The organism is Sulfitobacter indolifex, assembly GCF_022788655.1.
GTDB classification, from domain to species: domain Bacteria; phylum Pseudomonadota; class Alphaproteobacteria; order Rhodobacterales; family Rhodobacteraceae; genus Sulfitobacter; species Sulfitobacter indolifex.
The window spans coordinates 226,688-241,977 of the sequence record NZ_CP084952.1; the positions used below are offsets into that span (position 1 = coordinate 226,688).

Sequence of the window (15,290 nt, forward strand, 5' to 3'; positions counted from 1 at the left end):
GAGCGACGCATTCCGTGCAGTGGAAGACTTGAGCACACGGTTTCGCTGTGTTGTTTAGCAGATTTCTACATGGTAGCGCTCAATGTTTTTGCTCAGATGCCGCCACTTTTCCGTCTGCATTGCGTATGTAATACTCACGCGCTTCATCTATAAACCCGTATAGCTCAACATATTTTATCAGTGCTTTCTCAAGCAGCTTTATCCGTTCAGGATCGCTCATAGTCCTTTGCCTTTCTGTTCGCGTCCGTTCTTTTATCGTTACTAGGAATGGCATGTTTGGATAGAGCGCGCATAGCTGCGAATGCAAAGAAGCCCTTCTTTTGGAAGGACCACCTCACCGGTCTGCTTCCGCCGGCGCGCGCGCTGGCTTCGAAGCTTTGCTCCCGGTCACTGAGGCGGCCCGTCTTGAGGATCTCAACACGCCGGTGAGGCAACAGCGGCCCGTACTGCAGAGGTTTGTGACCGTGGCCCACCACCTTCACATCGCGATTACCTTCAACCAGACGATGTCCGCTCTGTAGTGCAGATCGGGGGACAGCGGCGTTTCATCCGGTCAGACAGCGCCGGTCCCAGCAACACCCAAGACACCGAGACACTCTCCGTGACTGGTTTTGCGCGCGCTTTGCGCGTTGCACGGTCACTGTTCGCGAAAGGCGCGGATCATACTGTCAGTAACAGGCTTCATGAGATACTGGATAAAGGTACGATCTTGCGTGGTGATCATGATCTCGGCCGGCATGCCTGGCGTCGGGGTAAAACCCCGAACACGGTCGAGCTCTCTGGGCGGCACCGACACACGCGCGACATAGATTTCTTGGGGAACGTCATTTGCCCGATCCAAGATAGCGTCGGCCGAGACATAGTAGACCTGACCTTCCAAGATCGGTGTGGTGCGTTGGTTTAGCGCTGTTAGACGCACTGTTGCCTCTTGGCCTTTGCGTACGACATCAATCTCAGCCCGCGGGATCTGAACTTCGATGATCAGCGGCTCGCCGGTCGGGAGGATCTCTAATATTGCCTTCCCGCTTTCAATAACGCCCCCAGCCGTATGATAGTGCATGCGCACCACGGTGCCCGACACGGGTGCCACTATTTCAGCCCGGTGCAGAATACCTTGAGCCTTGCGCGTTTGCTCTCGAATACTTTCCAGCTCTGATTGCACCACCTGAAGCTCATCGAGAGCCGCCGCTTGCCGCTCATCAATGGTCTGTTCTATTTGAGATTCATAGCGCATGGAAAGCGCTTGAGTTTCCTTGATTTCAGATTCGAGCCGCCCGATTTGGCCTGTGGCTTCCGCCATAGCACGTCGCAATGTGTTGTACTCCGTGCGCCGGATGAGGCCTTTATTCAAAAGGATCTCTTTAGCTTCAGAATCCTCGATCAGGATCTCAAGCTGTATCTTCGTCGCATTGAGCTGTTGCTCGTAGCCCTGCGCGCGTTCTTTCAGGCCATTTATGCTCTGTTGAAGCAGATTGACGTCATTTTGCAGCTGACGTGTGGCCGCATCAAATACAATTTCCTGTCCGTCAAGCATCGAGGCGATGTTGAAATCGCTCCGGAGTTTCTCGAGATGCAGAGGGTAGGCTAGCACGTCCTTTTGACTGTATTCAGCAAGAATGCGCGCTTCCATCGCCTCAAGCCGCACCTGGCGCAAAAACAGCTCTCTTTCCGTAGCCAAGGCAGACGTTTCATCCAAAAGCAGAAGGGGTTGGCCTGCTTCGACATCTTGACCTTCCTCAACGAGGATCTCCTTAATGATGCCCCCCTCCAAGTGCTGCACGATCTTGTTGCTTCCGGTAGCAACAAAGCTGCCTTGGGAAATAACAGCGGCCGCCAAAGGCGCCTTGAAGGCCCAGAGCCCAAATCCTCCGAAGGCAAAGACAAGCAGGCTAATCCCAAAGATTACCTGTCGCGTAATGGAGCGTGGTACCTCATCATACCATGCGGGTGGCTCTGAATAGACTACCAATTCACCCATTGTTCGGTCCTCCCTGATGGGGTGCTGGGGGATTGCCGTTGTTGCTCCGCTGGGACAGTTGCTGGAGCACCTGCTGGCGCTCGCCGAAAAGTGCAATATTGCCGTCAGCCAAAAGCATGATCTTGTCGACCACACTCAGCAAAGACGGCTTTTGCGTAATGACCACCACCGTAATACCTGCCTCGCCGGCGCGATGAATGGCATTGGCCAGTGCGCGGTCACCAGCAGTGTCGAGGTTGGAGTTGGGCTCATCCAGCACCAGAAAGCGTGGGTTCCCGTAGAAGGCACGCGCAAGAGCAATGCGTTGCTTTTGGCCTCCAGAGAGCGGAGAACCATCTGCTGCGACCATCGTCTCATAGCCGTGGGGAAGGGAAGCGATCATGTCATGCACATCTGCCAAGACGGCGGCGCGGTGGATGTCCTCGTCGCGCGCATCAGACCGCATCCGCGCAATGTTGTTTTTGATGGTGCCGGGAAACAGCTGCACGTCTTGGGGAAGGTATCCGAGGTTCTCGCCGAGCTGGCGGGTATCCCAGTTGCGCAGATCCATAAGGTCGAGCCGCACATTCCCAGATGTCGGCAAGATTGATCCAACCAACATCTTGCCCAAAGTAGTCTTGCCTGCCCCGGAGTTACCGATCACCGCCAGCGAGTCCCCAGGCTGCAAAGAAAAGGTAAGGCCATTAAGGACGACTTGCTTTGTGCCTGTAGGCACATAGAGCAGGCGCTCCACATTCAACCGGCCTTCCGGCTGCGGCAGGCGTAACTTTTCAAACTTCTGAACGGCCGTCATCATCAGGTTCTCCACCCGCTGATATGCAGAGCGTGATTGGGAAAAACCGTTCCACCCTTCAATGGAGCCTTCGATCGGTGAGAGCGCGCGCCCCGCGATGATGGAGGCCGCAATGACCATGCCCCCGGTAATTTCACCTTGAATGGCAAGGAAAGCGCCCCAACCCAGCATTGCGATCTGAGTAAGCAAGCGAGCCCCGCGGGACACTGCAGCCCACATGATATTGCGGTCCTGAGCGATAACCTGAGACCGAAGAGAGGTAGCCGTATCACGTCCCCAGAGCGTGACAGCCTCAGGAACCATGGCAAGGGCGTTAATAATCTGGCTGTTGCGGGACATGGAATCGAGATGCATGTTGGCGCGCGCTTGAGCCATATTGGCTTCAGCAAAAGGTTTGGATGTCGCCTTTTGGTTGATCAACGCGATCACCATCAAGACCATGGCCGTTGCCACCACGATCATACCTAGATGTGGGTGCACAAGAAAAATTGCGGCGATGAACAAAGGGGCAAAAGGAACGTCGAGAAACGAGATCAGCGTGCCGGAAACAAGAAAGCTGCGCAGCAATTGGAGATCCCCAAGGGTCTGATACTGCCGCCCATTATCATGCAGCGACGAATGGGCCGCGGCACTCAATACCGGCCCACCGAGACGTACCGCAACCTCTACGGCTGTGCGCATTAAAATGAAGCGACGTACCGCATCAAAAATAGACTGCAAAATCACGGCACCGGCGATGACCACCGTGAGCATGATTAAAGTATCAATAGAGCGGCTGGTCAGCACGCGGTCAGATATCTGAAACAGATAAATGGGGATCGACAGGACCAAGACGTTGGTCGCGCAAGTCAAGATCATCACGAAGCCCATATTGCGCCGGACGATCTGTTTGCCTTTGCTTAGTTGTGCGGCAAATTGATCGGGTGCGCCACGCTTGTGAAAAGTGGGCTTGCCCCCATTTCCGCCGCCGCCACCACCACCCCCGGTCCCACGGGGCGGCTTATTGCCATCACCGGACTTTAAGATCGGGCCGGTATCCCCTTCGATTTGGATGCCACCAAGTGTGGTTTTGCTTGGCTCTGCATGTTTGGCTTTTGCTTCGGTTGGCTGTTCGGGGGCAGCCTTTGCCTCCGTACTCTGCGTCTCTTGCTGAGACGCCCTGGGATGACTTTGGCTATGGTTTTGCGCGGAGCTTTGGCCGGCGGCGTCTTTTACGGGCGGGGCGTTTCCAGAACTCTGCAAAGCGTCGGGGAGGGCCTCCACCTGTGGTGCAGGCGAAGGAACTTCTGTTTTTGTCTGCGCGCCCGTCTGTTCCGGCGTGTCTTGCGCGCCTGCATGCGTCCTTTTGGCAGGCTCCGGCAGGGGACCCGCACATCGCATCCAAGGTGTCAAAAGAAATGCATTTCTGAACTCTTGCCCTGCAGGAAGTGCAGCCGAATAGCGCGAACGACTATTTGTTTTTAAAGTTTTGGAAGAGAAGGGGAGGACTGGAAAAGGATTGCGGTAATTCATATGCGCTCTGCTCTATCAGGCCAGCATTGTTTGCATCAGATCGGAGGATGCCATGCTTTCCGGTGAGGTTGGGACGATGCCGGGATCGTCCGATGAATGAGAGGGGTTGGTGATCATACCATCGGCGAGAAATAGGACCGCTTCATTTGCCAACGCCGGCATGTAGACCCCAGTGGGGTTAGAAGTCGTATCAATAAATTCTGCCTGATAGAGCAAGGCGTCGCTGTAAACATCACCCTGCACGCGCACTTCGGAATCAGCACCATAGACGTTTATCGCGGCAGAGTTGATTTCGGCATTCGACCCTGTGTGGAGTTTTGCCAGCATGCCAGTCTTCGCCGTAAAGGCATCAAGGGCCAGATGAACCTGATCACTGTCGCCCATAATATTGGTCTGCTCGACCCAGTTGATGGTTTTGAAATCACCAGCAATATAAAGCACGGTCAGCAGGTCATCGCCGGCAAATACACCGTCGTGGGCGACATCACGGTCAATGGTCTGCGCACCATTTGCAAAAGCCTTGCCCGCGGCCGCGAAGTTTTCGGTCATCGCCCCGTAAGTATTGATGCCCACCGTGGAGATAGAGGCGCCATTAAACAGCAAGTTACCACTTACTGAGATCCCGAACGGGGTGGCGCCTGCAGCGGTGATGCTGTCATAATCCAACATCACGTTCATCTGACTGATCTGGTTGACCGTAATCAGATTGCCGCCGATCATGATGAGATCATAGCCGTATCCGATCTCCGCAAGACTGGCCAAGTTGACGATGAGGTTCTCGCCCAGACTGATGTAGGTATTGGCGCCAGAAATCTGCACGTCCGCGCGATCATTGTCTGTCATGAAGCTGTATTGCTGCACCCAGTTTACAGTCAGCACATCGCCTTCAATTCGCGTAATCGCCCAGTTCTTGGGCAATTCAGTGTAGATGTCATCGTTGTTTTCACCTGCATTTTCGGACGCACCTTCGGAGGTCTCGGCGCCAGCAAACTGGGAGGTGTAGGACATCATCGCGATGTTGAATGTGGCTGAAAGACTGTCCTGTATCACACCGTTAAAAGTGGCATGTTCCGCGAGCACATTGACCTGGCTGATCAAGTTCAACTCTACAACATCTCCCATGACAGATATAACGGGAGCATCGAGCCAAGAGACATTCATGACCACTTCATTGAGCATCATATTGCCGCCGGTCACCACTTGGTGGCCGTCGTCGAGGCCAAAGAATTCAGCTTCACCGGAGGGTGCATTTAAACCCTCAAACGGGTCTTTATCTTGAATCCGCTCGCCATCATCTGGCGCTTGCGTATTCACTTCTGGGGGCAGATCGAGATCGCTTGTGCGAACATTCGATGAGGTACCGCTATCTTCATCCTCGGCATCATCATCGGCCTGTAAAAGCTCAGGCATAACGTCTTCCAGCAAAGGCAGGGCGTCGACGGGCTCCCCCCCGACGAACATGCCGTAGGCCTCCGATCCATGCAGCACCACCACTTTTTCCCCAAGGCGAGACGTGTCGTCCGTCTGCGCCATAAGACCATGCAATGTTATAAAGGACGCAGCGTCGCTGCCATTGAAATCCAAGGTCGCTTCTACTGTTAAAACACCCAAGAACTGTGCAGCTTCCTGAAGACCAGCCAAAGCGGCAATGTATACCGACGGATCTTTGAACTCGGCATAGACACTGTTCATCCGAAGAAGATCATTATCTTCCATCCAAGCGCTTTGCACGCTCACCGTGACCACGCTTCCTGGGGGCTCAAGGACCAGTAAAGGGCGTGCTGCGGGGAAGAAGGAAGAGTACCCCTGTTCGATATAGAGCTCAGGAAAGGCGTTCATCTGCCCGGCAACATACGGATCTTGCAGATTGATCGGGTCCGCATTTGCCTGCCAGATCTTGAACGGGGTTTCATAAGAAGGTGGAGTGTATTTTAACTCAGGATCAAAGTCCTTGAGCGTGTAGCGCAAATCAAAATGGATAGGTGAAGCCTCAAGGTCATCCAGTTCAGAGTGAAGCTGTTGATACTTAAAGTCTTCATAAGCGTCGCGCAATCTTTCCGCTTCGACAGTGGTATGGAAGATACCAATCAGATGAGAAATAATTTCGGTGAATTTGTCTAACATCCTGCCAGTTCCATTTCTGCCATGTAAACAGTTGCGACACTGGGTTCCTTGCTAGCGTGGCAAGATGACGGAATGCGCAGCCACCATCTTGAGATTAAAAAACCGGGGCCCAGCGAACGCTGAGCCCCGGAACCGTTATTTAAACCTATGCCCCATCGCCATCGTCGCCGATGTAGCTGGAGCTGAAGCCGCCGCCGACAACGGTCATATCGACAGTGTTGCCAAGCACGTTGGCACCCTGAACGATCGACATGTTGAAGGCTGTGGTGTCGATCTGCGAGGCAGCCGAGGCGAAGGATTCACCGCTGACGAAACCGTCGTCACCGTTACCTGAACCCCATTGGCCTGCGTTGCCACCAGCACCACCAGCACCGCTGTACGCGTTACCGCCAGCACCACCGGTGCCGCCACCGGCTTGAACGCCACCGACGATTGCTTGACCACCGAAGGCATCACCAGTGTCGCCACCCCAGGAGTGGCCACCGTAGCCATCACCGCCGTCACCGGCTCCCGCAATGTTCATGCCGCCATTGCCTTGAGCATTGTTCAATGCCGCAGACCATGCGCCTGCGTCACCACCGTCACCACCGTTGGCATTCCCACCGGCACCGTTACCGGTACCTTCACCGTTGGCGAGGCCTATTGAACCGGCGTCGCCGCCGTCCCCGCTATGACCAACGCCTAGACCAATGCCGCCTCCGAATGCATCCGCATCCGAATCTCCAGTGCTACCGCCACCGGCAATGGGAATACCAAAGAGGCTTCCGGCGGAGCCGCCATCAGCATCGCTGGAATCTGCACCAGCGCCTCCTAGGCCGACGCCAACGCCAATGCCGCCTGCATCACCGGAGTCACCTCCGTCAGCATCGGAGCCAGCACCAGCCAATCCAAGACCGAGGCCCGCGCCAATCGAGGTTGCAGCATCGCCGTCGCCGCCGTCAGCGTCAGCGTCTGAATCTGCACCACCCAGTCCCAGTCCGAGACCAACAGCTGCAGCATCACCACCATCGGCACCCGCACCACCGGCTGCGGAAGACGCACCGCCGGCTCCGCCTTGACCACCACCGGCAGTCGCCGCGCCTCCGATACCGAGACCACCCAGGGCTCCAGCGCCGTTTGCTGCGCCACCTTGACCACTATTGCCACCAGCAGCCCCTGCATCAATACCGTCGGCAGAAGTTGCTGTGCCGCCGGCTGAGTCATTGTCTTGGTTGATCGTACCGCTGTTGCTAACGTTGCTCAAAGTGTCGTTGTCATTGAGGTTGTTAGACTGGGCATTGACCGTACCCGCGTCATTCCCCGCACCATTCAGGGCGTCATTGAGAATATCATCTAGGTCAAGATCATTGCCTGGATTGTAGTCAATATCTCCCTTGGCCATGATGAAATCATTCGCCGACGCATCTTTCAGGTCGATGTCAGCAAAGTCGTCATCGTTGGGCATATACCCTTCCATGTTCATGCCAACCTCGACCCCAACAGTTGTATTGCTGTTGTTGGTCATACCAGTGTTATTGGTTGTCGCGCTATTGTTACTGGTCGAGCTATTGTTATTGGTATTGCTGGTGTTGCTCGTGTCGCTGTCGTTCGTCATCTTGTTGTCGGAATGATTACCATTGTGGTTTCCGTTCAGACCGAGATTGGCGTTTAGGTTGCCATTCCCATTCCCATTGCCATTCCAGTTCTCAGATGTCTGATCCTGCGTTGAAGTTTGATCTTGTTCCTGATCGGAATGCTGGCCTTGACCTTGTGCTTGTAGCTCAAGTTGCGCCTGACCTTGACCCTGGAATTGATCCTGGTCCTGTTCTTGATCACCATTTCCGAAGTGAAAAATCGGTGTGCGAGATGATGGCATTGTATTTCTCCTATGGGGCACATGCCGGATCGCTGCTCATTTCAAAAGCGACCATAAGGCTGTGCGTTTCTGTTGGATTGAAGTTTGAAGCGCGCAAAACACCCAAACAGGGGTTGTTAGAGCGCAGTTTTCTTTTGAGTTTTATTGATAATAGCGCCTCCCTTATTTGCTTTGATTACAAAATGACGGGAACGAGAGAAGCTCCAGAAGAGGAACTCCAGACCTTCAGAACCGCCAACGCACTCCGGCTGCAGAGCACGCCATCACGACAAGGTGACAAGCCTGAATATCTCGAAAATTGGCAGAAAAACCTATCTGACCATTAGGGCTAGGTAGCGCCAAAGACACTTAACTTATTGAAATGTATAGAAAATTAAAAACTCGAAAGTCAAAATAGGAAGACCTGCGTTATTTTTTGATCTATAGGTCTACACCTTTCGATCTAAGAAAGTAAAAAAATACCACCTAAAGTTGAAAGAGCGAGCTCTTGATAATATTATGGCAAAAAATGGGCCGTTTGTGTTATTATCTAGTCATAAAGGCGTAGAATCTCTACCCGTTAAAAACATCTTTTGTTAACAAAACAAATAAAAATTGCTGACTTATCACAGCACGAAATATACGCGATGAGGCAGACAGGCATAGAACGTTGTAGCCAAAGTTAGGGACAATGCTATGCACAAATATGAACATTTTAGCTCTGATAAAGTCTCCTGTTTTTTTGTAGGAAACTCTCATGACTTCTCGGACACATTGCTTAAATTGGCTCAAACGAGCTTTGAAAATATAGCCTTTTGTCGTTTGCCTTCTGTCGAATCCCTTCTCGATTTAACAGTCTGTCGCCCCGATAGAGTTCGAAGCATCATTTTAAATCAGTCTATGGCTGTTGGCTTAAAAACTGCGCTTCCGGTCTTGCTTGAGCAATTTTCCAATGCCACCGTAGCTTTATCTTACCGACAGCCGAAGCTGGTCCGAGATATCCTGAACGATATGAGGGCAACCCAACCCCCACTCAACTTAGCTTTCCTGCCAATGAACCGAGACGTAGATCGTTGGCTGACCCTCCTGCAGCTTTTGATCTGCGGGGAAAACTACATTCCCTCAGAGCTTTACACCTCTGCAGACACCCAAATACCAGAAACGATAGAGATTTGCGCTAAGCCAAAATCTTTGCTCGACCCCGCTGTGCAAGCTTCCTTAAGCTTGCATGATCCCGCCCTTAAAGTTGCCAAAGACGAGCTAACAAACCGAGAGATGCAGGTACTGACCTGTGTCGCTGAAGGTAAGCAGAACAAGGTTATTGCCAATAGCCTGGGCCTCTCTGAGCATACTGTAAAGCTGCACATCCACCACGTAATATCTAAGCTTGGCGTTAATAACCGTACAGAAGCAGCCGTTTGGTTTTTGGAAAAATCCAGAACAGAGATGAGGTCAGTATGAATGAGAATGCTGGCCGGCATCTGCAGTTTGATGATTTTCTCCTGCTCGTAGGCAAGCTCAACTATACCTGGACCAACACCGAAAGCCTGTTAATCCATTTCATTGCTGGCTTATCAGAAGTGGACAAAGAGACGGCAACTGTCATCTTCTTGACCTTAAACACCACGCGCGCACGGATCGACCTTGTTGAACGTCTGGCAAAGCTCGACAGGGTCCCATCAGATCAAAGAACCGCGATTCTCGACATCACAGGCCGCATTTTGGGACAAGCCAAGCTACGCAACCGCTACAATCACTGCATCTATGCTTTTGATGCGGATGGCGACAATCCCCGCACCATTCTGATGCGGATCGCCGACCGCAAGGACACGCTGAAGATGGGGCAATCGCACCCCCTCAACGATGCTGCGGCCGAAGATATTGAAGCAGCCATCAAAGCGTTGGCCCTTATCAACCATGCGATCTGGAAAATTATTCAGCAGTTCGACTTCCCGCGCTGACCGGCTCAAAGCTTAAGCTTGGTCAGGCTAACCCTATTGTTAGCTTCACAGGTAAGATTTTGATTTTAAACTAGTATCACAGACACATAGTCGGCGCTGAATTGTCGCGAGCTACACATTCGTCCCAGCACAGTTGGGACGCAGCCTCGATCGACATCCTTCGTTTCGCAGCCCGAGCTAATAGTCTGATACTGGAGGAAATCCTATGAATTTGCACATACCCAAATTGCACTCAGATCGGGCCAGCACATCTAGAAATACCGATGCTCGCCGCCGCATTTTGGTTGCAGGCGGCGCTGGCTTTCTCGGGAGCCATTTGTGCCATACGCTTTTGCATGACGAACATATCGTCATTTGCATGGATAACTTTGAAACTGGCAGGATGTCCAATATTGGGATCTTGCTCAGTGATCCCAATTTCATCTTGATGCGGCATGACATCATCAATCCCCTACCAGACATTGGCCCTGTCGATGAAATCTACAATCTTGCCTGCGCAGCCTCACCACAAAAGTACCAAATCGATCCCATTCATACACTCAAGAGCAACATGTGGGGCGCCCTAAACCTTCTGGAACTTGCGGTTTCTTGTGATGCGAAAATTTTGCAATCGTCCACCTCAGAGGTCTACGGCGATCCCGAAACTTCCCCTCAATCGGAAGACTACAGGGGCTGTGTGAATACGATGGGCCCTCGGGCCTGTTACGATGAAGGCAAGCGCGCCGCCGAAACCCTGTTTTACGACTACTATAAGACAAAGGGGGCTCGGATACGGGTCGCACGGATCTTTAACACTTATGGCCCTGCGATGTGCCCGGCCGATGGGCGGGTCATCTCAAACTTCATGGTGCAAGCCCTGTCCGGCGCGCCCCTTACGATCTACGGAGATGGCCGCCAAACCCGGTCATTTTGCTATGCTACCGACATGATCGCAGGTCTTATGGCTTTGATGGCGGCACCAGACAGCGCGGTTGGCCCCTACAACCTCGGCAACCCAGAAGAATTCACCATAGGTGCCCTTGCCCATAGCATCCTTGAGATCCTCGGCCTTCCTCCCATCATACACTATTTGGACCTGCCACAAGACGATCCCAGACAACGTTGCCCCAACATTACAAAAGCCAACAGGGACCTGAACTGGATGCCGTGCATTTCTTTGGCTGAAGGGCTGCGCCACACAATGCCCTATTTTGAGACTGAGCTGCGACAGATGAAACCTGCGCTGATCGCGGAATGAGCGCCTCGACTGGCATATGCGTGACAGGCGGCGCAGGCTATATCGGCAGCCACGCTTGCTATGCTCTTGGCGTTGAGGGGCGCCCCCCATTGGTTGTCGACAACTTGGTAACCGGTCATCGCGCCGCCGTTCGATGGGGGCCGCTTGCCCATATAGATCTGCGCGATACGACACAGCTCACACACGCGCTATGGCAGCATAAAACCAGAACTGTTCTGCATTTTGCCGCTTCAGCCTATGTGGGGGACTCGATGCAGGACCCGATCAGCTACTACGACAACAACGTCTGCGGGATGATTTCTCTGCTTCAGGCCTGCTTAGCTGCCGGCGTGCGCCACTTCATCCTATCCAGCAGCTGTGCCACCTATGGCATCCCACAAACCATTCCTATTACGGAAACAACCTCGCAACGTCCGATCAGCCCCTATGGACAGAGCAAGTTGATCTGCGAAAACATACTGCGCGATGCCGCAGGGCAGGCGGGCATGGACTTTGCAATACTGCGGTATTTTAACGCTGCCGGAGCGGACCCAAGCGGCGCTCTGTGCGAGGAACACTCCCCCGAAACCCATCTTATACCGCGGGCCCTCGCTGCCACGTGCCCGCAGGGGGAACCGCTGGCTCTGTTCGGGACAGATTACGACACAGCCGACGGCACCTGTGTGCGCGATTACATCCATGTGAGCGATCTGGTGCGTGGGCATCTTATGGCATTGGCACATTTGGAAAAATTCGGCGGCAGCTTGGTGTTGAACCTTGGCAGTGGAAGAGGCGTGTCGAACATGCAGATTATTCAGGTGGTCGAGGAGGTGACAGGCGCCGAAGTAAAGGTGCGTAAAGCGCCTCGGCGCCAGGGGGATCCGCCCAGTTTGATCGCCGACATCAACCAAGCCCGGGAAATTCTAGGCTTTGAGCCAAACCACTCCGACATCCATACCATCATAGCGGATGCGGCGCGCAGTTTTGGCCTATTGAAGGTACAAAATGCAAAATCTGCCTGATCACAAGCCGAAGCTTTTCCGCCAGCCTCTCCTGAAAGGGAAGGTGAAAAGGCGCTATGTTCTGTTGGCCAGCCTATGGCTGCTCACCGTCGCCTTCTTTTGGCACTGGTGGTTGCAGTCAGAGCACGCCACCGCTTGGTACCTCTATGTCCCGGTCACGCTTTGTGTCGCTTGGGTCTTTTTTGTCCAAGCCTATTTTCTTAACCTTTTCTTGCGGTCACATCATACGACCGGCACACTTGCTGAGCTGGGTCCATGCCGGGTCGCCATGGTGGTTACGAAAGCGCCGGCAGAACCCTTTGAAGTCGTTAAGGCAACGCTTAAGGCCATGCTGGCCCAAACAGTGGCCCATGATACTTGGCTGGCTGACGAAGACCCTGACCGTGAGACCCTAGACTGGTGCCACGCGCATGATGTTCATGTCTCCACGCGCAAAGGGGTCGCAGCATATCACAACAAAAGCTGGCCCCGCCGGACGCGGTGTAAAGAAGGTAACCTCGCCTATTTTTACGACCACTACGGCTATGAGCACTATGACATCGTGTCCCAGCTTGACGCTGACCATGTGCCCGAGCCCGACTATTTGCACGAGATGCTTCGCCCCTTCGCAGATCCGGATGTCGGCTATGTCACAGCACCAAGCATCTGTTCGCGCAACGCGCCCAACAGTTGGGCCGCAAGGAGCCGGCTGCATACAGAAGCCGTCTTTCACGGCGTCGTACAGGCGGGATATGCAAACGGCTGGGCGCCCATGTGTATTGGCTCCCATTATGCCGTACGAACGAAGGCGCTGCATGCCGTCGGAGGGCTCGGACCTGAGCTGGCCGAAGACCATTCAACCTCCATGATCCTCAACGCGGGAGGGTGGAAAGGTATGCATGCAATCGATGCTATTGCTGAGGGAGAAGGCCCCCCCACGGTGGCAGATCTGATCGTGCAGGAGTTTCAGTGGTCGCGAAGCCTAATGACCATTCTGCTCCAGCATACGCCGCGCTATCTTGCCGGTCTGTCACCAGGCCGTAAGTTGCAGTTTGTTTTCTGCCAATTATGGTATCCACTGCTGGCCGGCTTCATGGCCCTGATGTTCATATTGCCCATCGCCGCACTCATTTTCGACGTGCGCTATGCTAACCTTACCTTCCCCGCATTTCTGCTTCATGTTTGGCCCTCCATCGCTGTCATGATCATCCTTGTCTTATGTATGCGGACAGATGGGTTCTTCCGACCCCATGATGCCAAGGTGCTGGGATGGGAAAAAATGCTCTTTGCACTGGTGCAGTGGCCATGGGTGATCTTGGGAAGCCTCATGGCAGTGCGAGATACGCTCACAGGAAACTTTGTCGACTTTCGCGTGACGCCAAAAGGCCAACGGGACGTGCAGATGCTGGGATGGAAGGTCCTATCCCCCTACCTAGTCTTGGCGCTTTTTTCCCTCTTCCCAGTGCTATGGGTGGAACGGGCAGAGCAAGCTGCTGGTTTTTACATCTTCGCTCTCGTTAACGCTACACTCTACATTACGGTCTTCGTAGTTATTGTTGTCAAACATCTGAGCGAAAACCAATTGGGCGCTGCAGTATGGAAACCACGAACCGTCGCGCAATTTGCTTGTGTGGGATTATCGGCAGCCTGCATTGTTATCGCAGCAGGAGAGCGGGGCCATGCAGGCCTAGTCGCGCTTACCGAAACACGCAGCACAGTCCGCATCTTCATACCTACCTATGTTGTGACAGGCGCAGGGCAGGGCGGTGAAAGCTCCCCTTATGTCATGGTCTATAACCCCCACTGGTGGTCGCAGTGGCTCAATGCAGCCCCCCTGAAAGGAGGCACAAAATGAAACCCCTTCATATGTTCACCCCCAAGCGGACATTTGCGCCTGGAGCCGTATCGCTTCTTTGCGCTCTTGCCTTGGGAACTACATTGTCCGCACAATCCGTCCCTCCGGGGGACCTCCCGTTTGGCGTCTATGACCCAAATGGCGACTTTTCGGATTTGAAGGGGGTGTCGATTGAACATCTGTTCCTTCCTTGGGAAGATGTGCTGCTGCCCAGTTTGTTCGAGGCAGAAACCTACGCAAAAGAACGCAACCGGACTCTGTTGGTCACAATTGAGCCTTGGACATGGTCGCGCGACGACCGCAACAGCCCGACAGTTCTGCGCGAAGGCATCCAAAATGGTACCTACGATGCCACCATGCAGAACGTCTGCTCTGCCTTAGGTCAGCTTGATATCCCGATGACAATCCGTTGGGCACAGGAAATGGAAGACCCCAGTGGTCAGTTCATTTGGTCTAATTGGCGCCCGGAAGACTATATTTCCGCGTTCCGCCGGATGAACGCCATTTGCCGCAACAATGCGCCAACCGCACGCTACATGTGGTCCCCGCTCGGATATGAAAACCTCGCAGACTATTATCCCGGTGACGATGTCGTGGATGTCGTAGGGCTCTCCGTGTTCAGCTTCGAGCCCTGGGAAGAGGCAATACTCGACCAAGCACAGACCTTTGAGGGAATCTTCGGTCCTCGGTATGAGCGTGCTGTGACCTTTAACAAACCTATCGTGGTCGCAGAGCTTGGATTTTCGGGTGATGCTGAGCATGTCGCCCAGTGGAACGCCGATATCCGAACGATGAGTGCCTCTTATCCCGAACTCGAAGCGGTGGTCTATTTTGCGCAAAAGGAAGTTTATCCATGGCCAGACGGCTTTGGATATCCGAACTGGCGGCAAACCGCCCATGTTCTGCCTGATGCTCGCTAAGTGATTCAGGAAACACCCTTCTTATAGAGACTTGGTGGCATTTTCCGTGAAAGCCTAAGCCACCTGAAAGCTCATCTGGCACCCGTAAAATGGCCC

Annotated in this window: 12 protein-coding genes; 7 read left to right on the forward strand and 5 right to left on the reverse strand. The window is 53.6% G+C overall.

Features of this window, described 5'->3' with window-relative positions; translation table 11 throughout:
* Positions 1 to 79 precede the first annotated feature (79 nt).
* The 5 genes from DSM14862_RS17065 to DSM14862_RS17085 form a co-directional block, all read right to left on the reverse strand.
* The gene (locus DSM14862_RS17065; RefSeq protein ID WP_007121074.1) at positions 80 to 220 is read right to left on the reverse strand and encodes a hypothetical protein; all 141 of its coding nucleotides are present in this window, start codon (positions 218 to 220) and stop codon (positions 80 to 82) included.
* Positions 221 to 637: 417 nt separating this feature from the next.
* The gene (locus tag DSM14862_RS17070) at positions 638 to 1,978 is read right to left on the reverse strand and encodes an HlyD family type I secretion periplasmic adaptor subunit (RefSeq protein WP_007121076.1); all 1,341 of its coding nucleotides are present in this window, start codon (positions 1,976 to 1,978) and stop codon (positions 638 to 640) included.
* Positions 1,971 to 4,151, reverse strand: coding sequence for a type I secretion system permease/ATPase (locus tag DSM14862_RS17075; RefSeq protein WP_007121077.1), 2,181 nt, complete (start codon positions 4,149 to 4,151; stop codon positions 1,971 to 1,973). Before DSM14862_RS17075 ends, DSM14862_RS17070 begins: the two co-directional genes overlap by 8 nt.
* A 147-nt stretch (positions 4,152 to 4,298) precedes the next feature.
* Positions 4,299 to 6,407 (reverse strand): hypothetical protein, encoded by a 2,109-nt coding sequence (locus tag DSM14862_RS17080; RefSeq protein ID WP_007121078.1) that lies wholly within the window; start codon positions 6,405 to 6,407, stop codon positions 4,299 to 4,301.
* A 145-nt stretch (positions 6,408 to 6,552) separates the two neighbouring features.
* Positions 6,553 to 8,262: a hypothetical protein gene (locus DSM14862_RS17085; protein ID WP_243254565.1), complete on the reverse strand. Its 1,710-nt coding sequence runs from the start codon at positions 8,260 to 8,262 to the stop codon at positions 6,553 to 6,555.
* On the opposite strand from DSM14862_RS17085, the gene DSM14862_RS17090 reads away from it, so the two are divergent.
* The 7 genes from DSM14862_RS17090 (at position 8,253) to DSM14862_RS17120 (ending at position 15,194) form a co-directional block, all read left to right on the forward strand.
* Positions 8,253 to 8,588: a hypothetical protein gene (locus DSM14862_RS17090; protein ID WP_131541709.1), complete on the forward strand. Its 336-nt coding sequence runs from the start codon at positions 8,253 to 8,255 to the stop codon at positions 8,586 to 8,588. The two genes, DSM14862_RS17085 and DSM14862_RS17090, sit on opposite strands and share 10 nt — an antisense overlap.
* 349 nt (positions 8,589 to 8,937) lie before the next feature.
* Positions 8,938 to 9,702 carry a response regulator transcription factor gene (locus DSM14862_RS17095; RefSeq protein ID WP_243254427.1) on the forward strand — a complete coding sequence of 255 codons (765 nt, stop codon included), beginning with the start codon at positions 8,938 to 8,940 and terminating at the stop codon, positions 9,700 to 9,702.
* Positions 9,699 to 10,202, forward strand: coding sequence for a hypothetical protein (locus DSM14862_RS17100; RefSeq protein WP_007121081.1), 504 nt, complete (start codon positions 9,699 to 9,701; stop codon positions 10,200 to 10,202). Before DSM14862_RS17095 ends, DSM14862_RS17100 begins: the two co-directional genes overlap by 4 nt.
* 205 nt (positions 10,203 to 10,407) lie before the next feature.
* A complete protein-coding gene (locus tag DSM14862_RS17105; protein ID WP_243254429.1) occupies positions 10,408 to 11,439 on the forward strand; it encodes a UDP-glucuronic acid decarboxylase family protein in 1,032 nt (343 codons plus the stop codon).
* Positions 11,436 to 12,440 carry a UDP-glucose 4-epimerase GalE gene (gene galE / locus DSM14862_RS17110; protein WP_007121528.1) on the forward strand — a complete coding sequence of 335 codons (1,005 nt, stop codon included), beginning with the start codon at positions 11,436 to 11,438 and terminating at the stop codon, positions 12,438 to 12,440. The genes DSM14862_RS17105 and galE overlap by 4 nt, the downstream gene beginning before the upstream one ends.
* Positions 12,424 to 14,274: a glycosyltransferase family 2 protein gene (locus DSM14862_RS17115; RefSeq protein WP_243254430.1), complete on the forward strand. Its 1,851-nt coding sequence runs from the start codon at positions 12,424 to 12,426 to the stop codon at positions 14,272 to 14,274. Before galE ends, DSM14862_RS17115 begins: the two co-directional genes overlap by 17 nt.
* Positions 14,271 to 15,194, forward strand: coding sequence for a glycoside hydrolase family 26 protein (locus DSM14862_RS17120; protein ID WP_007121577.1), 924 nt, complete (start codon positions 14,271 to 14,273; stop codon positions 15,192 to 15,194). The genes DSM14862_RS17115 and DSM14862_RS17120 overlap by 4 nt, the downstream gene beginning before the upstream one ends.
* Positions 15,195 to 15,290: the final 96 nt, after the last annotated feature.